The organism is Lacinutrix venerupis, assembly GCF_003663945.1.
GTDB lineage: Bacteria > Bacteroidota > Bacteroidia > Flavobacteriales > Flavobacteriaceae > Lacinutrix > Lacinutrix venerupis.
In genome coordinates, this window is record NZ_RCCH01000005.1 from 309251 (window position 1) to 329664 (window position 20414).

The window sequence follows — 20414 nt, forward strand, 5'->3', positions numbered from 1 at the left end:
TTTAATATTAAGCGAATATAAATATATTTAATTCGTAGTAACTAACTATAAATTATAGGATTTTAACGTGTTTATAACATAAGCAATGATTTAATATATGGTTTAATATATTATTGTGTTGTATTTTTGCATAAACAATAAAAAAGATTTCTTTTTTCTTAAAAAATTATATGAAAGGAGCATTACTTGTAAATTTAGGATCACCAGATAGTCCAGAACCTAAAGATGTAAAAAAATATCTTGGCGAATTTTTAATGGACGAACGTGTAATAGATATTCCATTAGTAGCTAGAACAGCATTAGTAAAAGGAATTATTTTAAATACAAGACCAAAAGCATCTGCGGCGGCTTACAAGAAAATTTGGTGGGACGAAGGTTCTCCATTAATTGTATTGTCTGAAAGATTAAAAGACAAAGTTCAAGAAGAAACTAATTTGCCAGTAGCTTTAGCAATGCGTTATGGAAGTATGACCATTAAAAAAGGATTACAAGAATTAGTAGATAAAGGTTGTGACGAGGTATTTTTAATTCCCTTATATCCTCAGTTTGCTATGGCAACAACAGAGACTATTTTGGTTTTAGCCGAAGAATTACGCGAAGAATTTTTTCCAAATTTAAAAATAGACTCTTTACCACCATTTTATAACAATCCAGACTATATTTCTATTTTAGCAAACAGCATAAAAAGCGAGTTAAAAGGTAAAGATTATGAGTATTTATTGTTTTCTTACCACGGTGTTCCAGAACGCCATATTAAAAAGAGTGATGTAACACAATCGCACTGTAAAATAGATGGGTCTTGTTGTGCAACACCAAGTAAAGCTCACGAGTTTTGTTATCGTCATCAATGTTTAGAAGTAACACGTTTGGTGGCAGAATATTTAGAACTAAAACCAGATACATATTCAACATCATTTCAATCGCGTTTAGGATTCGATCCATGGTTACAACCATACACAGACAGAACTATTGAGCGTTTAGGAAAAAAAGGAATAAAAACAATGGCGATTGCAACACCAGCATTTGTAAGTGATTGTTTAGAAACTTTAGAGGAAATTGCTATGGAAGGCGAAGAAATTTTTCATGAAATGGGTGGTAAAGAATTTACAACAATTCCATGCTTAAATACTAATAAAGATTGGGTAACCTTTTTAGCAAATAAAATAAATAATTGGTCTAAAAATGGTGTTGAAGCATAATTAATGGAAGATTACTATAATTACATAAAAGCGCTACACCTTATTTTTATAATAACATGGTTTGCTGGATTGTTTTATATTCCAAGATTATTTGTTTATCAAATAGAAGCTTCCCATAAACCATCTCCAGAAAAGGAAATTTTAGGTAAGCAATTAGCATTAATGGCAAAGCGATTATGGACTATTATTACATGGCCATCAGCTATTTTAGCTTTTTGTTTTGGGCTAACTTTATTTTATTTAAATCCATATTTAATATATCAAGATTGGATGCAAGTAAAACTAGGCTTTGTAGTTTTACTAATTATATACCATTTACAAACACATGTTTTTTTTAAACAATTACAAAAAGGTATAGTAAAAAAAACATCTAATTTTATGCGTTTGTGGAATGAAGGAGCCACATTTATTTTATTTGCAGTAATCTTTTTGGTGCTTTTAAAAAGTGCTTTTAATTGGGTTTTTGGAGTAATAGGTATTTTTATTTTAGGCATTTTGTTAATGCTAGGTTTTAAATTATATAAGTCTATTCGGAAAAAAAATCCTGAAGCCTAGAAAAAAATAGTATTGCTTTTCAAATTTATACACAACAACTTTGGTTTGATTATTGTTATATTTATTGAAATTTAATTTTATGAGGTTTTCATTCTTTCTAGCAGTAATATCTTTTACATTTAGTGGTGTAAATGCTCAAAATATAAGCTTGCCTTCAAATTTTAAGCAAGGAAAATGTTATGAGCGTTGTTTCTATTATGATAAGCCTGTGGAATGGAAAGAAGTAGAATGTAACAAATCTGAAAAAAATAAATTACCAGGAACTAATGTTTTTACTGTAAAGAAAACGGGTAAAGAGAAAGAAAAATTTATTTCGTACCAAAACCAACTTATAAACCTGGGTTACAATCTAGATGCAAACGGCTATTTAGATGAAAAAACAATAAAAGCACACCATAAATACCTAAAATTTAAAGCCAAACAAGCTAAAAAAGCTAAACGTAGAAACAGAAAAAACATATGAAATTAAAAAAACTGTCTTTACGAACCAGAATTTTTATAGCAATGATTTTACTGGTATTATTATCTTCTATTTTAATAGCAGTAGTTGTAATATATCAATATAACGAAGAAACTCAAGACTATCACAGAGAACGTTTAATTAGAAAAGAAAAAGCTATTATAACAAGCTTAGACTATGTAATAAAACAAACCTCTTTTGAAGTTATAACGGAAAAAGTACCTGTAATATTTAAATCTAAAATATACGAGGTTGCCGAGGTACATAATATTCAAATTAATCTTTACGATTTAGAAGGTTCTTTATTAATATCTTCTAAAAGTGATTTAAAACCAGAACAAACAACTAAATGTATTAATGCAGAAGTATTAAATAGGTTGTTAAATACAGCAGAGCATCGTGTAGTAGTAAAAAGAGAAGACGAAGATGCTACATACAGATCTTCTTATAACTATATAACAGACGCTAAATTTAAACCTTTAGCAATTTTAAACTTACCTTATTTAGAAAAAGACGATTTTCTTGCTAAAGAGCTAAACGAATTTTTAAGACGTTTAGCCTATACTTTTATTTTAGTAATGTTGGCTGCTATCTCATTGGCGTTTTTCTTATCAAAATATATAACAAAATCACTTAAAACTATAAGTGAAAAAATGAGAGCTACAAAGCTAGAAAAACGAAACTCTAAAATAGATGTAACAGATAATAGCGAAGAAATTTCTGCACTAGTAAACTCTTATAATAATATGATTGATGAGTTAGAAGAAAGTGCTGTGCAATTAGCAACTAGCGAGCGAGAACAAGCATGGAGGGAAATGGCAAAGCAAGTGGCGCACGAGATAAAAAATCCATTAACACCAATGCGATTAACAGTACAAAGCTTTCAAAGAAAATTCGATCCAAACGATGAAAATATTCATCAAAAAGTAGATGAATACTCTAAAACTTTAATTCAGCAAATAGACACAATGAGTTCTATTGCAGGTGCTTTTTCTAATTTTGCAAAAATGCCGGCACAAAAAAACGAAACACTCAATGTTGTTGAAATAGTAGATTTAACACTCGATATTTTCAATGAAAACTACATTACATTTCAATCTGATAAAAAAGAAATTATAGCTAAGTTTGATAGAACCCAATTAATAAGAGTGGTTACAAACCTAATTAAAAATGGTATTCAAGCAATTCCTGAAGATAGGCAGCCTCAAATAATTGTTAACGTTTCCGATGATAATGAAAATATAAAAATAACAGTATCAGATAATGGAATTGGTGTTTCCGAAGAAAATAAATTAAAAATTTTCGAACCTAAATTTACCACAAAGTCTAGTGGAATGGGATTAGGTTTAGGAATGGTTAAAAATATTGTGGAAACTTACAATGGAACTATTACTTTTGTATCTATTAAGGATCAAGGCACAACATTTACCGTAATTTTTCCTAAAAAATAAACCTTGAGTTAAATAAGAGTTTTAAAACTCACAAAATATTAAGTATCAGTTATAAAGCTGAGTAATTAAAAGAAATAAACATATTTATTATGAATTACGAAAACATTATATCAACATCTCAAAACGCTATTACTACTATTGCAATTAATAGACCTTCAAAATTAAACGCATTAAATAAGGCGACAATTGAAGAACTTCATGATGCGTTTAAAACTGCAAATAACGATGCTTCTGTAAAAGTGATAATAATTACGGGAGTTGGAGAAAAGGCTTTTGTAGCTGGAGCAGATATAAGTGAATTTGCAAATTTTAACGTAGAAAATGGAGGAAAATTAGCAGCAAAAGGTCAAGAGTTGTTATTCGATTTTGTACAAAATTTAAGCACACCGGTTATTGCAGCTGTAAATGGTTTTGCACTTGGAGGAGGATTAGAATTGGCAATGGCAGCACATTTTAGAATAGCAAGTGATAATGCAAAAATGGGTTTACCAGAAGTTTCTTTAGGTGTAATACCTGGTTATGGAGGTACACAACGTTTGCCGCAATTAATTGGTAAGGGTCGTGCTATGGAAATGATAATGACAGCAGGTATGATTGATGCTAATACAGCTAAGGATTATGGTTTAGTAAACCATGTTGTATCTCAAGAAGAATTAATACCTCTAGCCGAAAAAATAGCAAGTAAAATTATGAGAAATTCTTCTGTAGCCATTAGTAAAGCTATAACTGCTGTAAATGCTAATTATGTAGATGGTGTAAATGGTTATAAAACAGAAATAGAACAATTTGGAAATTGTTTTGGAACCGAAGATTTTAAAGAAGGAACTACAGCGTTTTTAGAAAAACGTAAGGCAGAATTTCCTGGGAAATAATATTTAAAACTCTTGAATTGAGTTTTATTAAAACAAAGAAAGCTTCAATTTAATTGAAGCTTTCTTTTGTTAGTGTGTATACTAAATTATGTAATTATATATTTAACTATAATAGTTAAAAGAGCTTATTACAGATACTATGTTTTTCTTGATTGCTTTTTTCATTTTATATTTAAATTTAAAGTGCAAATTTATATAACATAGTAAGATTTATTAGATTATATATTTGCTTGTTTATATAGTATATTAACACGATGTGGTATTTAAAACAACATAAAGGTCAATATTTTGTATAATTATGTTAATTTAATGTAGTTGTAGAAGTTGTTAATAATACACAGTTACTTTAACATATTTGCTTTAAAAAAATAGCTAATTTTAGGTAACTACAATAATAGTAATCACCTTTAATTTTTAGCATTATGAACTCCAAGTCTATTATAAAAGGACGAGGTGCACAACTCAATGTACACAATCGTTTTTTTGAATTAAGCCACGAGCAGCGTGACGATTTTTTAGAATTTTGCCATAAAGAAGGTGAAGAACCAGATAAAAATAAAACACTTTATCTTCCTGTTTTTCCCAAAACAATAGTTAATAAAGTTAAAAGTCCCGATGTTGGTATGGCATATTCTATGAATATGTATCAAGGTTGCGAACACGGATGCATTTATTGCTATGCCCGAAATAGTCATGAGTTTTGGGGATACAGTGCTGGTTTAGATTTCTAACGACGTATTCTAGTAAAAAAAGATGCTTCTAAACTTTTAGAAGCATTGCTTAAAAAGAAATCTTGGAAGGCGCAAACAATTGTTATGTCTGGTAACACAGATTGTTATCAGCCAGCAGAAAAAGACTATAAAATAACAAGGCAATGTTTAGAAGTATTTTTAAAGTATAAACATCCTGTAGCTATTATTACAAAAAACGCATTAATACTTCGAGATCTAGATATTTTAAAAGCACTGGCAAAAGACAATCTAATTTCGGTTAATATTTCTATTACTTCTTTATGCGAAAAAACAAGGCGTATTTTAGAACCAAGAACCGCGACTTCTAAAAAAAGGTTGGAAACAGTTAAAATATTAAGTGAAAATGGTATTCCTGTAAATGTTATGCTAGCACCTATTATTCCATCTATTAATAGTCATGAAATTTTACCTTTGGCAAAAGCTGTTTCCGAAGTTGGAGCATTAAACATAGCACACACAATTGTAAGATTAAATGGAGCTATAGGAGAAATTTTTACAGATTGGATAAGAAAAACACTTCCAGATAGAGCAGAAAAAGTTTTACATCAAATTGAAAACTGTCATGGAGGTAGTTTAAATAACAGTCGTTATGGTACACGTATGCATGGTGAAGGAAATATTGCTAAACAAATTAACGACATAGTAAAACTTGCCAAATTAAAGTATTTTAAAAATAAAGCTATGCCTCATCTCAATACTACATTATACAAGGAATTTAAAGATGGGCAGTTAAGTTTATTTAAATAAAAAAGTGAGCTTTTAAAGCTCACTTTTTACTAACTAACTAAATGGTCTTAAACTCTCTCTTATCTTAGAGCCTAAAGGTTAATATTGTTTGTAAAGACTCTGTTTTGTGTTTTAGTAACAAATACATAGTCTCCTTTTTTTGTAGCATCTAATGTGTATGCTTTTTGGATGTTTACTTTATCTTTAATATTCTCTTCGTGAATTAGCTCGGTTGTTGAAGCGTTTTTGTAATATATAACAAACTCAATAGGAGAAGCGTTTAAAGAAAGAGAAGATACAAATAGAGTATTGTTTTTTAAAATTACAAAAGGCTTAAAAATTTGCGTTTTATCTTCTTTATTAAAAGTAACCAGGTTGTTTTTAACTTTAAAAGGAATAACCTCTATTACAATATCTTTATTAAGTTCAAAGTAATAATCTCCATTAGGTAAAGCTGTTAAATCGAATCCTTTTTTATATTCTCCAGATTTTGAAATTGCTTCTTTATAAAGTATAACTTGATTATTATCTTTAATTAATAATTGTTGACCTTCTTTTACATTGTTTAATGTTAAAACTGTTTTTTTAACGTTGTCATCTTCATTTAATGGAGATACGTTACTTGCGTAATTCACCATTGTTACCAATACAGCAACAAATAATAAACTTTTTTTAATTGCTTTTTTCATAATGTTATTTATTTATAATTAACACTACAAAGGTATGCGTAATGGGTAGTCTAGAAAACGTCTATTTTTGCTAATATATATGTTATATTAACACTTTTAAAGTGTTTAATGGGTGTTAAGGTTAAAATAAGATAAATAAAAGATAATTTTGTATATATTTTTAAAAACAGAAGTATTAATTTTACATTAATTTTAAAACATACATTCATTTGAATAACAAACCCATTTTAGAAAAAATTTCTCCTGGATTTGGAAACTCTATTTTAGCAGTAAATAAATTAAAAAAGAGAAAAAGAGACCAGGCTTTTTGGCATTTTCATCCAGAAATAGAACTAGTTTATGTAAATAAAGGTAAAGGTAGAAGACATATTGGTAATCATATGTCTTACTTTAATAATAGTCAACTTTTATTAATAGGTTCATATTTACCACATAACGGATTCGAAAATAGGCTAACGGCTAAAGGTAAAGAAACCTTAATACAGTTTCATCCAGAATTTTTAGGTAAAGATTTTTTTAGCCTTCCACAAATGGCAAGTATTTCTTTATTATTAGAACGCGCAAAAAAAGGAGTGCTTTTTCAACCAGAAACAAAGAAAAAGGTAGGCGATAAAATAACAAAACTTCCTAAATATGAAGGATTTAAACGTGTTATAAAGTTGTTGGATATCCTTAATATTTTAGCAGAAGCAGAAGATTATACATTATTAAATGCAGACGGCTATGCTTTTGAAACCCATTTACAAGACAATGCAAAAATAGATATTGTTTATAAATACGTATATAGTAATTTTAAAGAACATATTAGTTTAGATACTATTGCTGAACAAGTGAGTATGACGGTGCCAGCTTTTTGTCGTTATTTTAAAAAGGCAACAGGTAAAACGTTTACAAAATTGGTGAACGAATATAGAGTTGTACATGCCACAAAACTATTAGTAGAAACACAAATGAGTATTACAGATGTATGTTTTGAATGTGGTTTTAATAACTTTTCTCACTTTAATAAGTTGTTTAAAGAAATTACTGGAAAAAATGCATCTAAATATAGAGGTGAAATGAAGCAGATTATACAATAATCTTATTAGGTTTCAATTATTCTTTTTTTATACGGAATGTACTTAATAAAACAATTGCTAAAAGCAATATTGCAAAGCATAAGCTTTTATAGTCTATAAAATTTTGTGAAAAGCCATTAAAAATAAAGTTGGTAAAAACGGCTATAATTAAAACCACGTATAAAATTAATCTTGGTTTGGTAGTTTTCACTTTTATTTAATTTATTAACGATCTCCATTACACTCTCCATAAAACTGGTCTAAAAAACCAACCATATAATTATGGCGTTGTTTGGCAATTTTTTTGGCTGTTTTGGTATTCATAGTGTCTTTTAAAAGTAATAGTTTCTCATGAAAATGATTAATGGTTGGCGCTGTTGATGCTTTATATTCTGCTTTAGTCATATTAAGATTTGGCTTAATATCTGGATTATAAAGCGCTCTATTTTTAAAACCACCATAATTAAAAGTACGTGCAATACCAATTGCTCCAATTGCGTCTAGGCGATCTGCATCTTGTACCACTTGTAATTCTATAGAGTTGAAAGTGTTTTTTTGCCAATATTAGAACTAAAAGAGATGTTTTCAATAATAGCAACAACGTGTTCTATTATTGCAGAATCTACATTTAGTTTAAAAAGAAACTCTCTTGCTTTTTTAGGCCCAACACTATCGTCTCCATTATAAAACTTGCTGTCTGCAATATCGTGAAGTAGTGCGCCTAATGCAATTACTAAAGCGTTGGCATTTTCTGTTTTTGCAATAAGTAAACTATTGTTGTAAACTCTTAAAGTATGAAACCAATCGTGTCCACCTTCGGCGCCAACAAATTCTTTTTTTACAAACGCCTTGGTAGCTTCAATTATATCTTGATTAAACATATTATAGTTTTGCTGGTTCAACCCATTTAAATTGATAAGAGTTTTCTGGAATTTTCATGCGTTCTGCTAAGCGTATCATTCTAGAAGGTAGTTTCATTAAATAGTCACGAGCTTTTTCGGCTTCATCTGTAAGGTCTGTGATTTTATCAATTTCCCAACGTTTAATTAATTTTTGTAGAATTTCTATATAATCCATAGATGTATAAACACCAATACGTTGTGCTGTATTAGAGAATTCTTCAAAAATAGTACTAATTTTTCCTCCAGATTCTCTTAAAAAATGAGCAGGCATAGTAATTTTTTGTTTCATCATATATTGAAATGCTAACATCATTTGGCTTGGATCTACAGCAAAAATACGCTCTACAAATTCACTATAAGCATGGTGATGTCTCATTTCGTCTCCAGAAATAATTTTACACATTTTAGCTAATTGCTTATTGCCTTTTTGCTTTGCTAATTTTGCAACACGATTGTGAGATACGTAAGTTGCTAATTCTTGAAAACTAGTATAAACAAAGTTTTTATAAGGATCTTGAGCTGTGCCAATATCAAATCCATCTGCAATAAGGTGCTGTGTAGTTTGTTCTATTTCTTTCATGTTTACACGTCCAGAAAGATATAGGTATTTGTTTAAAACATCTCCATGACGGTTTTCTTCGGCCGTCCAATGTCTTACCCATTTTGCCCATCCATTTCTACCTACTTGATTTACACCTTCAACATCCATTAGCCAAGATTCGTAGGTTGGTAACGCTTCTTCGGTAATCATATCTCCAACTAAAACTACCCAAAAATCATAAGACAATTCCTTAGAGAGTTCTCTTATTTCTTTTACTTCTTCAAAAAAGTTTGGGCCTTCAGAGTTTGGTAAAAAGTCCGATGGTTGCCATATGGTTTCAACAGGAATTAAATATTTTTCTATAAGTGATTCTATGTCTTTTTCCAGAAAATTCATCACTTCTAATCTTACATTTTTTATTGACATAACTTTATAGTATTACACTGTTCTTAATTGTATTTTCAATATGATTGAGTAATAACTCTTGAGTTTCAAAATCACTAGGTTTAACAGGTTTATGCGCTGTAAAGGTTAAATGATTTCCAATTCCCATTGGAAATTTACCATAACGTAAGTTTTTCCACGAGTTGTTAATAGTAACAGGAACTATAATAGCACTTGGTACATATTTTATTAATGTTGCTAAACCTTTTGTGTGGAAAGCTTTAGGTTTACCGTCACGACTTCTAGTGCCTTCAGGAAAAATAACTGCTGCACGGTTTGTAGTTTCTATGTAATCTGCAAATTTTCTAATAGCTGCAATAGCTTGTCTAGGATTTTTACGGTCTATTAAAGCAGAGCCTCCATGTCGTAAATTATAAGAAACACTAGGTAGACCTTTGCCTAACTCTTTCTTACTAACAAACTTTACATGATGCTTTCTAAAATACCACATTAATGGTGGAATGTCTGCCATACTTTGATGGTTGGAAACTATTATTACAGGTTGAGAATTATCTAGCTTATAAGGATTAATAAATTGATGCGTAGAACCTAAGAGGTTAATACAACGCATTAAAAAAAACTGTAAAATATCTACACTTTTTTTATGTGCAGTGTAACCAAAAACATTAAAGCAAAACCATTGTATTGGGTGAAAAACTAGTAGAGTTAGCCCAAAAAATAGGAAATAAATACATGTTAAAGGGTATGCTAGAATTTTTCTCATGATGTAGTAATAAATCTATCTTTCAAAAATAAAAAAACCACGTTTAAAAAACGTGGTTTTTAAATAATACTTAGTACTAAATACTATTAATAAGCTGCTATAAAAACTTAATGTTTTCTAACAATGTTCGTTATAAGCATCCATTAAATTTTCTGCAATTAATTCTGCAGGTCTACCTTCAATGTGATGACGTTCTAGCATATGTACCAATTCTCCATTTTTAAATAAAGCCATACTTGGCGAACTTGGAGGAAAAGGTACCATATGTGTTCTTGCTTGGTTTACTGCTTCTTTATCTACACCTGCAAATACAGTAACAATATTGGTAGGTTTTTTATCGTTATTTAAACTCATTTTTGCACCTGGACGTGCATTTGCTGCTGCACAACCACAAACCGAGTTTACCACCACTAAAGTAGTTCCTTCTCTTCTTATAGCTTCGTCAACAGACTCTGCTGTGTGTAATGCTTCAAAACCTGCATTTGTTAAATCTTCGCTCATAGGTTTTACCATTTCTGCTGGATACATATCTTCTATTTTTTAATATTATTATATCTACTTATGCAAAGTTAATCAAAAACCATGCAATAATTAATATGGCATTGCCTTATATCTTTTATGGTGCCATAAGGTCAGACTATTATTATTCTCTTTTTAGCAAAAACTTTAAAAAGTTAGATTATGCTATTTAAACGTGAAAATTCTTAATGTACATATCAAATAATAGTTGTAACAAAACAAGAGTATTGACAACTAACAAAGTATTATATTTACAATCTTAAAAAACAATGGTAAAATAATGAGTGGATTAAAATGGATTGGCGCCACATTAGGCTGGTCTTTTGGAGGACCAATAGGGGCAATAATTGGATTAGCATTAGGCAGTATTGGTGATGCCTTTGCTTCTGGAAATGGAGGTTTTTTATTAGGAGATAGTGATACCCAGCAAACAAGAGGTAGACAAAGACGACCAAATTATAGAACGCAGCAACAAAGAAGAGCACAAACTACTTCTGGAGATTTTGAGGTAAGCTTACTAATTTTGGCAACCGTAGTTATAAAGGCAGATGGTAAACAAGATCAACGTGAGTTGGATTATGTGCGCTCTCAGTTTGTTAGTATGTATGGTAAGGATAGGGCTAATAAAGCGTTTTCATTATTTAAAAAAGTAAGCCAGCAAACCATACCACTACGTCAAGTTTGTATGCAAATACAACAAATGATGGATCATGCCTCTCGCTTACAACTTATGCATTTCTTATTTAATATTGCTAAAGCAGATGGTATGGTAACCGAAGATGAAGAGCGCCAAATTTATACTATTGCAGGTTATTTAGGGATTAGTTCAGGAGATTATAATAGTATAAAAGCAATGTTTTATAATAGCAGTAATAATGCTTATAAAATTCTAGAAATTACAAAATCTGCTACTAACGACGAGATTAAAAAAGCCTATAGAAAAATGGCTAAAAAATACCATCCAGATAAAGTAGAGCACTTAGGAGAGGAACATAAAAAAGGAGCCGAAGACAAATTTAAACAAGTACAAAAAGCTTACGAACAGCTGCAAAAAGAGCGTGGATTTTAAAATTTAGTTAGCAGTTAACCTATTTACTCCCAAAAGCCAATAACTGATTGTAAATAACAGCTCTAGACTGCTCGTTTATGTTCTTAGCATCTTCTTTAGTTAAGCCTTCAGTCTTTATAAATTTGTGAATTTTCACTCTCATTTTTCCAGGACTTCCGCTAAAAAAAGTATAAGAAAAACGTTCTTTATTATCTCCAAAAGTAATAGGTACAATAGGTATTTGGTGATTAATGGCTAAACGGAAAGCACCATCTTTAAAATCTGTTAAAAGAATATGTTCTTCTGGCACTAAACCTTCAGGAAAAATACAAACACTTAAACCTTGCTTTAAGCGTTTTTGAGCTCTTAAAAAAACGGCTTGTCTACTTTTAGGGCTATTTCTATCTACTAAAATACAAGTACGCTTGTAAAAAAAGCCAAATAAAGGAATTTTTGCTAACTCTGCTTTACCAACAAATACAAATGGATTTTTTACAGTAACCAACATTAGCATAATATCTGCCATAGAGGTATGGTTAGCTATAAACATATAACTCTTGTTTTTTTCAGGATATTGCTCTTTAATAGTTTTAGTTTTAAAACCCATGCCTATTAATATAAAGCGAGCCCAAATACGAGCCAACTTAAAAAAGAATGGATACCAAGATTCTTTTAAAATAGAAAGAATAAGTAATGGAAACATAATTATAATTGGTAATGCAACCAATATGTAAAACCAAATACGATATAAAAACCAAAAAATGTATTTAAATACAATCATAGCCACCAAAAATACATAATTGTTTTGAGCTATTTTAAACGAAAAAAAATACCTTTGTTTTTTCAGAATAGAATTACGTCGAATTTTAAATAATTCGCATTAAAAATTTAAGATTTAGCAGAAAGTACCATGGCAAGAATACTTACAGGAATACAATGTACAGGAACACCACATTTAGGAAACATTTTAGGAGCTTTAATACCGGCAATGGATTTAGCAAACGATACAGCAAACGAATCGTTTTTATTTATTGCAGATATGCACTCTTTAACTCAAATAAAAGATGGTGAAACACTTAGAAATAACATGTATTCTACAGCAGCAACATGGTTAGCTTTAGGTTTAGATATAGAAAAAACAGTTTTTTATAGACAAAGTGATATACCACAAACAACAGAATTGTCTTGGTATTTAAGTTGTTTTTTTCCGTACCAACGTTTAACATTAGCACATAGTTTTAAGGATAAAGCAGATAGGTTAGAGGATGTAAACTCTGGTTTGTTTACATACCCAATGCTTATGGCTGCAGATATTTTATTGTATGATGCCGAAATTATTCCTGTTGGTAAAGACCAATTGCAACATATAGAAATGACTCGTGATGTAGCTTCGCGTTTTCACGCAAAAATGGGAGAAACTTTTGTTATTCCTAAAAGTGAATTAAAGGAAGATGGTAAGATAATTCCAGGAACAGATGGTGCTAAAATGAGTAAGAGTAAAGGAAATACAATAAACATTTTTTTACCAGAAAAGAAACTGCGTAAACAAATAATGAGTATTGAAACCGATAGTACAGCATTAGAAGACCCTAAAGATTGGTCTACATGTAATTGTTTTGCAATTTATAGTTTAATGGCTTCTGAAGCAGAAATAGCAACAATGAAAGCTAATTACGAAAATGGTAATTACGGTTATGGTCATGCTAAACAAGCCTTGTTTGAATTAATATTAAAAACGTTCGAAACACAAAGAGAACGTTACAATTATTACATGAGTAATTTAGACAAAATAGAAGATGCATTAGCCAAAGGCGCAGAAAAAGCACGAGTTGTTGCGGATGCTGTTTTAAAGCGTGTTAGAGCTAAAGTTGGGTATTAATAATTTATGCGTAATTAAAAGCTATTTTTTAGTAGCTTTTAGTTGCGTCAACATTTCTTTAGTAATAGCTTCTAGGTCAAAGCTATGTTTCCAGTTCCATTGCTCACGAGCTTGAGTATCGTCAATACTTTTTGGCCATGAATCTGCAATTTTTTGTCTAAAATCTGGATTGTAACTCATTTTAAAGTCTGGAATATGCTTTTGTATTGATAACGCAATTTCTTCTGGTGTAAAACTAATTCCAGATAAATTATAAGACGATCTTATTTTAATAGCTTCAGGTTTAGCCTCCATAATATCTACCGTTGCTTTAATAGCATCGTCCATAAATAACATTGGTAACGCAGTTTTTTCAGATAAAAAACATTCGTATTTGCTTTCTTCTAGTGCTTTATGGTAAATTTCAACAGCATAATCTGTAGTACCACCACCAGGTAAAGTTTTCCAGCTAATAATGCCAGGATAACGAATACTTCTTACATCTACATCGTATTTTTCGTTATAATACTCACACCAACGTTCTCCAACTTGTTTAGTAATACCATAAACAGTTGTTGGTTCCATGGTTGTATATTGTGGTGTATTTTCCTTAGGAGTAGAAGGTCCAAAAACAGCAATACTAGAAGGCCAAAATACTTTTTTAATAAATTTAGCTTTTGCAAGATCAAGAACATGAAATAGAGAAGTCATATTTAAATCCCATGCTTTCATTGGGTATTTTTCTCCAGTTGCACTTAACATAGCAGCCATTAAATAAATAGTATCAATTTTATGCTTCTCTACACAAACAAGAATGGATTTATAATCCATAGCATCTATAATTTCAAAAATTCCAGAATTAACAATGCCAAGGTTATTATAGCTAATATCGCTAGCAATTACATTGTCGTCTCCGTGGATTTCTCTAAGTTTATATGTTAGTTCAGAGCCTATTTGGCCACAAGCTCCAATAATTAAAATTTTAGATGACATAACTATTAAGGTGTAAAATGTGTCCCAAAAATAATAAGATTTTATTCAACATTTAGTTAAAACTAAAATATTAATAAAGAGACTTTATTTTTATGATATAACTAAGAACTTAAAAGCTTGAATACAATATATTTGTAATAAACAATATAAATTTAAAATGAAACACATAATTATATTAGCCTTTTTAATAATACTTTCATCTTGTAATAATAAGTCAAATTCTTCAATAGAAACTAGTGTAGAGGTAAACGACTCAACAAAAATAACTAAAGAAGATATTTCTAAAATAAATTTTATTGAATACGGTATAGACAATAAAGCAAGAGTAACTTTAGATTCTTGGGAAGCTTATAATATAGTATATAGAGCTATAGAAGAAGTAAAGCAAGGTGATTTTAAGTTTTTTAAAACAGACGACCAGGTTTTTATAACAATATTAAACGATTTAGAAACTACTATTCCAGAAGCTATTAATAGTGAATCAATTAATGCAAGAATTTTAATTTTAAGAACAAAACTTTTAAAATTTAGAGAAATAATAAACCTAAATACTTCTAGTAAAAAAGAAAAGTTAATAGGTGTAAAAGAGTTGTTTCAATCTTTTTCATACGTTACACTTCAAATAAATAAAAAGTTTGAAAAAGAAGCACAAAACATTATAAAACCAGATTCGTTATGAGAATAATTATACCATTTTTAGCAGGATTACTTTTAGTATCTTGTAAAACAGAAGTAAAAGTAAATACAGATAAAGATCAAACTATCTCAATTAAAGAAATAGAAACAAATATTAATACAACATTAGATAATTGGCATAAAGCAGCAACAGAAGCAAATTTCGATAACTACTTTAATTTAATGACAGATGATGGAGTTTTTATTGGTACAGATGCTACAGAAAATTGGCAAAACGATGCCTTTAAATCTTTTTCAAAACCATATTTCGATAAAGGTAAAGCTTGGAGTTTTACTACTGTAGATAGAAATATTTATGTTTACGACAACCATAAAATAGCTTGGTTTGATGAGTTGTTAGACACTCAAATGAAATTATGTAGAGGATCTGGTATTTTAAAACTTGAAAACAACCAGTGGAAAGTGGCTCATTACGTTTTATCTATAACTATTCCCAATGAAAATGTAACAGAAGTTGTAAAATTAAAAACTAGTTTTGATAGTGTTTATATTAAAAAGCTAAAACTTAAGTAAGTATATACTTATTAATGTCTACAATATTTTAGTTAAAACTTCTTTTTATGTTAAATCAAATAAAAATTACTAAATATCTGTGTAAATTACACGCTAAATATCAACTAAAGACTAAAACAAATGAAAACTAAAATCACTAAATTATCATTATTAGGTGCTTTTGCTATTGCAACTGTTGTTGCTTGTAAAGAAGAACCTAAAAAAGAAATGGTAAAACTTGAAGAAACACCAGGTATTAACCTAGATTTTATGGATAAATCTGTTAAGCCAAACGACGATTTCTTTAGATATGTAAACGGAAAGTGGTTGGAAACAAACGAAATTCCAGACGATCGTTCTACTTGGGGAAGTTTTTCTGAACTTAGAAAAAATACCGATGCAGATGCTTTAGCTATATTAAAAGCAGCTATGAATACCAATGAAGAAATGGAAACTATTAAAGTTCTTCCAGGATCAGACCAAGAAAAAGCAGTACATTATTTTCAAACAATAATGGATACTGTGGGTAGAGACGAACAAGGTATAAAACCTTTAGAGCCATATTTAGCTAAAATTGAAGCTATAAAAACAATCGAAGACTTGCAAGCTTACATGATAGAGATGGAGCCTAAAGGTGGTGGCGGACTTTACGGTTTTGGTGTAGGAAGTGATCCAAAAGATAGTAATAGAAATGTTGCCTATGTTGGAGGAGGTAGTACAGGATTGCCAGACAGAGATTACTATGTAAAAGACGATGAAGATTCTAAAGAAAAAAGAGCAAAATATTTAGAACATGTTTCTAGAATGTTACAGTATTTAGGAGATACAGAAGAAGAAGCAAAAGAGCAAGCCAATAAAATTTTAGCCTTCGAAACACGTATAGCAGAAGCTAAAATGGATAAAGTAGATAGGCGTGATGCTCGTAAACGTTACAATCCAAGATCAATTGAAGAATTACAAAAAATGGTGCCAGCTGTAAATTGGAGAAATTTCTTTGATGGTATTGGAGCAAAAAACTTAGACACAGTAATTGTTGGGGATTTAGGATATTATAATCGTTTACAAGAAATTCTAGCAGAAGGTAATGTAAGCGATTGGAAAGCCTATTTAAGATGGCATACATTTGATAATGCTGCAGGTCGTTTATCTACAGAATTAGACAAGGCAAATTGGGAGTTTTATGGTAAAACTTTAAATGGAGCTAAAAAACAACGTGCTTTAGATGAACGTGCATTAGGAAGTGTAAATGGAACTTTAGGAGAAGCTTTAGGAAAACTTTATGTAGAAAGAAAATTTCCACCAGAAGCAAAAGCAAAAGCAGAGAAAATGATTCAGAATGTAATTTTAGCATTCGAAAACAGAATTAATAATTTAGAGTGGATGAGCCCAGAAACTAAAGAAAAGGCTATAGAAAAATTAAAAGCTACTCAAGTTAAAATCGCTTATCCAGACAAGTGGAAAGACTACTCTGCTTTAGAGATAAAAAGTACCGAAGAAGGAGGATCATATCTTCAAAACTCTTTAAATGCTAGAGCTTGGAACTTTAAAAAAGATATCGATAAATTAGGAAAACCAGTAGATAAGACCGAGTGGTATATGGCGCCTCAAGTAGTAAATGCTTACTTTAACCCATCATATAACGAAATTGTATTTCCTGCAGCAATATTACAACCACCTTTCTATAATTATACAGCAGACGACGCGGTAAATTATGGTGGGATTGGAGCAGTAATAGGTCATGAAATTTCTCATAGTTTTGACGATTCTGGATCACGTTACGATAAAGATGGAAACTTAAACGATTGGTGGACTAAAGAAGACTTAACAAAATTTGAAGGCTTAGGAGCAGATTTAGCAGCACAATACGATGCTATTGAAGTGTTACCAGAAGTTAACATAAACGGTAAATTTACTCTAGGTGAAAACATAGGTGATTTAGGAGGTGTTTTAGCTGCCTATGATGCTTTACAGTTAAGTTATGAAGAATCTGGAAGACCAGAAAATATTGATGGTTTTACACCAGAGCAACGTTTCTTTATGAGTTGGGCAACAGTTTGGAGAACTAAAATGAGAGACGATGCTTTAAAAACTAAAATTAAAACAGATCCACATTCTCCTGGAATGAATAGAGCTGTACAACCACTTTTAAACGTAGATGCATTTTACGAAGCTTTTAATATTAAAGAAGGTGATAAAATGTATATAGCGCCAGAGAAGCGTGTGAGAATTTGGTAGTAAAATTTTGTAATAAATAATTTAAAAAGACCTCGTTTTTTACGAGGTCTTTTTTATTTTAATATCTATTTACGCATAACTTTAAATACTAAAATTTATTAAATAATTAGGTTAAAAGTCTAAAAATGAGTAGATTTAAGTTGTTTGTTAATGTCAAAAAAACTTAAAATTATGGGAATTAAAAGCTTTCAAGGAGCACGAAAAGTGACTCAGCAAAATAATAGTATTTTAAAAGAAAATTTTAAAGTGAGTGATTTTATGACACGCGATTTAATAACTTTTAAAGCTACACAAACAGTAGAAGAAGTTGTAGATGCATTAATTAAATATAAAATTTCTGGAGGTCCAGTTGTAAATGATAATAATGAATTAATTGGAATTATTTCTGAAGGTGATTGTATCAAACAAATTAGCGATAGTAGGTATCATAACATGCCAATGGATAATAATTCTATTGAAAAACATATGATAACTAATGTTGAAACTATAGATGGTAATCTAAATGTATTTGATGCTGCACAAGTTTTTTTAACCTCAAAAAGAAGACGTTTTCCTATTGTTGAAAACGGAAAATTAGTTGGGCAAATAAGCCAAAAAGATATTTTAAAAGCTGCTATGCAATTAAAACAACAAAATTGGAAGCCTTAATATTTGTTTACATTAAATAAGTTTAATTTCTCTTTACTATAGCATAATATTCGCCTTCTAAAGGCAAATAACCTTGGTCGTATACAAAGTAATACACTTTGCCTGCTTTTGTTGTGTAAATGCTTGTAAAATAATTAAAATCGAATCCTTTAGCTTCTAATTTCGTTTTAGTAGTTTTTGTTTTCTGTTCTGGATTTAAACTTTCTAAAATTCGCCAATTTTTACGTAGTCGGTTATTTATATTACGTATAAGATTTTTTCCATCTTTATTTACTTTATTGTTGTGTGCATTTCTGCATCCATCGCTGCAGAATTTTTTATCTATTCTCCCAACAATTTTATCACCACATTCAGGACATTTTTTTTGCATAGTCTTCTGTGTTTAATTCGTACCAATTAATCAATTCATTTTCAAATGGAAATTGCTCTTTATATTTTAAACCTATTTTTTCAAGAATTCTATTTGATGCTATATTTCCAATTTCTGCAGCACCTACAATAGTTTTTAATTTTAATTCTTTAAAACCGTAATCAAGAGCTACAATAGCAGTTTCTGTTGCGTAACCTTTATTCCAATAGCGCTCAATAAAGCGGTATCCAATATCGTAAAAATCTGTTTTGCTTCCTAAAGCTTCTTTTGGTCCTGTATTAAATTTTATACCAGACCAACCAATAAATTGTTTGGTTTTTTTTTCAATATATTTTAAAGATTCAGATTTAGTTTTAACAGGATTATTACCTAAATATTTATGAACATTTGGATTAGAATCTAATTCAAACATACCATTTAAATCTTCAGTTCTTATATCTCTAAGTATAAGCCTTTTGGTTTCTATATTAATAATCATTTATTTCTAAATAGTTGATTTGTAAGATACAATTTATTCGTTTACAAACGACTACAAATGTTTACATCCGACATTAAATGTGTAAATACCGTTTAATTCTTTCTCTGCATCGCATCTTTGCAGTGTTGAATCGAACTAATGACATTCAATATTAAAATAAACTTATCTTATGAATACGTTAAGAAACAGAGTACAGTTAATTGGTAATTTAGGTAAAGATCCAGAAATTGTTAATTTAGAATCCGGTAAAAAACTTGCGAAATTTACTTTAGCAACAAATGAAAGTTACAAAAACTCGCAAGGTGAAAAAATTATAGATACCCAATGGCATCAAGTAGTTGCTTGGGGAAAAACAGCAGATGTTATTGAGAAATATATGGTAAAAGGGAAAGAGGTTGCTATAGATGGAAAACTAACAACTCGTGCATGGGAAGATAAAGATGGTATAAAGCGTTATACAACAGAAGTTGTTTGTAATGAATTATTAATGTTAGGAGGGAAATAAATTTTAAAAAATAAAAAAGCCGCAACTAAGTTGCGGCTTTTTTTGTTGGTTGTATTAGTTGGTTAAACTTTTGTTTAGATGTTTTTTAATTAGCTTTAGGTCCACCGCTCATGATTCTAAACTGAGAACGTCTGTTCATTTGGTGTTGCTCTTCTGTGCAGTTATTACCACAGTCTATTGCTAATTCTGTTTCTCCTTT

General features: G+C 30.0%; 21 protein-coding genes and 2 pseudogenes. 14 read left to right on the forward strand and 9 right to left on the reverse strand.

Annotated features, from left to right (window positions below):
• The first annotated feature begins 170 nt into the window (after window positions 1-170).
• The 6 genes and pseudogenes from hemH to CLV86_RS09645 all read left to right on the forward strand — a co-directional run bounded on the left by hemH (window position 171) and on the right by CLV86_RS09645 (window position 6036).
• On the forward strand, window positions 171-1199 hold the full coding sequence (hemH, locus tag CLV86_RS09620) for a ferrochelatase (RefSeq protein WP_121051926.1): 1029 nt from the start codon (window positions 171-173) through the stop codon (window positions 1197-1199).
• A 3-nt stretch (window positions 1200-1202) separates the two neighbouring features.
• A complete protein-coding gene (locus CLV86_RS09625) occupies window positions 1203-1754 on the forward strand; it encodes a CopD family protein (RefSeq protein WP_121051928.1) in 552 nt (183 codons plus the stop codon).
• Window positions 1755-1833: 79 nt separating this feature from the next.
• On the forward strand, window positions 1834-2217 hold the full coding sequence (locus CLV86_RS09630; protein WP_121051930.1) for a hypothetical protein: 384 nt from the start codon (window positions 1834-1836) through the stop codon (window positions 2215-2217).
• Window positions 2214-3665 carry a sensor histidine kinase gene (locus CLV86_RS09635; RefSeq protein ID WP_076731656.1) on the forward strand — a complete coding sequence of 484 codons (1452 nt, stop codon included), beginning with the start codon at window positions 2214-2216 and terminating at the stop codon, window positions 3663-3665. The genes CLV86_RS09630 and CLV86_RS09635 overlap by 4 nt, the downstream gene beginning before the upstream one ends.
• An 89-nt stretch (window positions 3666-3754) precedes the next feature.
• Window positions 3755-4537, forward strand: coding sequence for an enoyl-CoA hydratase/isomerase family protein (locus tag CLV86_RS09640; RefSeq protein WP_121051932.1), 783 nt, complete (start codon window positions 3755-3757; stop codon window positions 4535-4537).
• 422 nt (window positions 4538-4959) lie between these two features.
• Window positions 4960-6036: pseudogene (locus tag CLV86_RS09645) on the forward strand (PA0069 family radical SAM protein).
• Between the two features lie 71 nt (window positions 6037-6107).
• On the opposite strand, the gene CLV86_RS09650 reads toward CLV86_RS09645, so the two are convergent.
• Window positions 6108-6704, reverse strand: coding sequence for a hypothetical protein (locus CLV86_RS09650; protein WP_121051934.1), 597 nt, complete (start codon window positions 6702-6704; stop codon window positions 6108-6110).
• Window positions 6705-6913: 209 nt separating this feature from the next.
• Between CLV86_RS09650 and CLV86_RS09655 the strand changes: the two genes are divergently transcribed.
• Window positions 6914-7783 (forward strand): AraC family transcriptional regulator, encoded by an 870-nt coding sequence (locus tag CLV86_RS09655; RefSeq protein WP_076731660.1) that lies wholly within the window; start codon window positions 6914-6916, stop codon window positions 7781-7783.
• Window positions 7784-7987: 204 nt separating this feature from the next.
• On the opposite strand, the pseudogene CLV86_RS09660 reads toward CLV86_RS09655, so the two are convergent.
• The 4 genes and pseudogenes from CLV86_RS09660 to CLV86_RS09675 all read right to left on the reverse strand — a co-directional run bounded on the left by CLV86_RS09660 (window position 7988) and on the right by CLV86_RS09675 (window position 10901).
• Window positions 7988-8643, reverse strand: a pseudogene (locus CLV86_RS09660) (HD domain-containing protein).
• A gap of 1 nt (window position 8644) precedes the next feature.
• The gene (locus CLV86_RS09665; RefSeq protein WP_121051936.1) at window positions 8645-9631 is read right to left on the reverse strand and encodes an acyl-ACP desaturase; all 987 of its coding nucleotides are present in this window, start codon (window positions 9629-9631) and stop codon (window positions 8645-8647) included.
• A 4-nt stretch (window positions 9632-9635) separates the two neighbouring features.
• Complete coding sequence (locus tag CLV86_RS09670; RefSeq protein ID WP_076731663.1) at window positions 9636-10373, reverse strand: lysophospholipid acyltransferase family protein; 738 nt, start codon at window positions 10371-10373, stop codon at window positions 9636-9638.
• Window positions 10374-10490: 117 nt separating this feature from the next.
• Window positions 10491-10901: a BrxA/BrxB family bacilliredoxin gene (locus CLV86_RS09675; protein ID WP_121051939.1), complete on the reverse strand. Its 411-nt coding sequence runs from the start codon at window positions 10899-10901 to the stop codon at window positions 10491-10493.
• 271 nt (window positions 10902-11172) lie between these two features.
• Between CLV86_RS09675 and CLV86_RS09680 the strand changes: the two genes are divergently transcribed.
• Window positions 11173-11961, forward strand: a complete 789-nt coding sequence (locus CLV86_RS09680; protein ID WP_198033383.1) for a TerB family tellurite resistance protein — start codon at window positions 11173-11175, stop codon at window positions 11959-11961.
• 19 nt (window positions 11962-11980) lie between these two features.
• Here CLV86_RS09680 and CLV86_RS09685 read toward each other — a convergent pair whose 3' ends face one another.
• Window positions 11981-12721 (reverse strand): lysophospholipid acyltransferase family protein, encoded by a 741-nt coding sequence (locus CLV86_RS09685; protein ID WP_121051941.1) that lies wholly within the window; start codon window positions 12719-12721, stop codon window positions 11981-11983.
• A gap of 129 nt (window positions 12722-12850) precedes the next feature.
• Here CLV86_RS09685 and trpS point away from each other — a divergent pair, with 129 nt between their 5' ends.
• The gene (trpS, locus tag CLV86_RS09690) at window positions 12851-13819 is read left to right on the forward strand and encodes a tryptophan--tRNA ligase (protein ID WP_121051943.1); all 969 of its coding nucleotides are present in this window, start codon (window positions 12851-12853) and stop codon (window positions 13817-13819) included.
• Window positions 13820-13840: 21 nt separating this feature from the next.
• Here trpS and CLV86_RS09695 read toward each other — a convergent pair whose 3' ends face one another.
• Window positions 13841-14791: an NAD-dependent epimerase/dehydratase family protein gene (locus CLV86_RS09695; RefSeq protein WP_076731668.1), complete on the reverse strand. Its 951-nt coding sequence runs from the start codon at window positions 14789-14791 to the stop codon at window positions 13841-13843.
• Between the two features lie 157 nt (window positions 14792-14948).
• Here CLV86_RS09695 and CLV86_RS09700 point away from each other — a divergent pair, with 157 nt between their 5' ends.
• The 4 genes from CLV86_RS09700 to CLV86_RS09715 all read left to right on the forward strand — a co-directional run bounded on the left by CLV86_RS09700 (window position 14949) and on the right by CLV86_RS09715 (window position 18862).
• Window positions 14949-15470 carry a hypothetical protein gene (locus CLV86_RS09700; RefSeq protein ID WP_121051945.1) on the forward strand — a complete coding sequence of 174 codons (522 nt, stop codon included), beginning with the start codon at window positions 14949-14951 and terminating at the stop codon, window positions 15468-15470.
• Window positions 15467-16000, forward strand: a complete 534-nt coding sequence (locus tag CLV86_RS09705; RefSeq protein ID WP_121051947.1) for a nuclear transport factor 2 family protein — start codon at window positions 15467-15469, stop codon at window positions 15998-16000. Before CLV86_RS09700 ends, CLV86_RS09705 begins: the two co-directional genes overlap by 4 nt.
• Window positions 16001-16120: 120 nt before the next feature.
• A complete protein-coding gene (locus CLV86_RS09710; RefSeq protein WP_121051949.1) occupies window positions 16121-18214 on the forward strand; it encodes a M13 family metallopeptidase in 2094 nt (697 codons plus the stop codon).
• A gap of 171 nt (window positions 18215-18385) precedes the next feature.
• A complete protein-coding gene (locus CLV86_RS09715) occupies window positions 18386-18862 on the forward strand; it encodes a CBS domain-containing protein (protein ID WP_076734334.1) in 477 nt (158 codons plus the stop codon).
• Window positions 18863-18884: 22 nt separating this feature from the next.
• On the opposite strand, the gene CLV86_RS09720 is transcribed toward CLV86_RS09715, so the two are convergent.
• Both CLV86_RS09720 and CLV86_RS09725 read right to left on the reverse strand, forming a co-directional pair.
• A complete protein-coding gene (locus tag CLV86_RS09720; protein WP_121051951.1) occupies window positions 18885-19232 on the reverse strand; it encodes a hypothetical protein in 348 nt (115 codons plus the stop codon).
• A complete protein-coding gene (locus tag CLV86_RS09725) occupies window positions 19213-19710 on the reverse strand; it encodes a GNAT family N-acetyltransferase (protein ID WP_121051953.1) in 498 nt (165 codons plus the stop codon). The genes CLV86_RS09720 and CLV86_RS09725 overlap by 20 nt, the downstream gene beginning before the upstream one ends.
• A 169-nt stretch (window positions 19711-19879) precedes the next feature.
• Here CLV86_RS09725 and CLV86_RS09730 point away from each other — a divergent pair, with 169 nt between their 5' ends.
• On the forward strand, window positions 19880-20215 hold the full coding sequence (locus CLV86_RS09730) for a single-stranded DNA-binding protein (protein WP_121051955.1): 336 nt from the start codon (window positions 19880-19882) through the stop codon (window positions 20213-20215).
• Window positions 20216-20414: the final 199 nt, after the last annotated feature.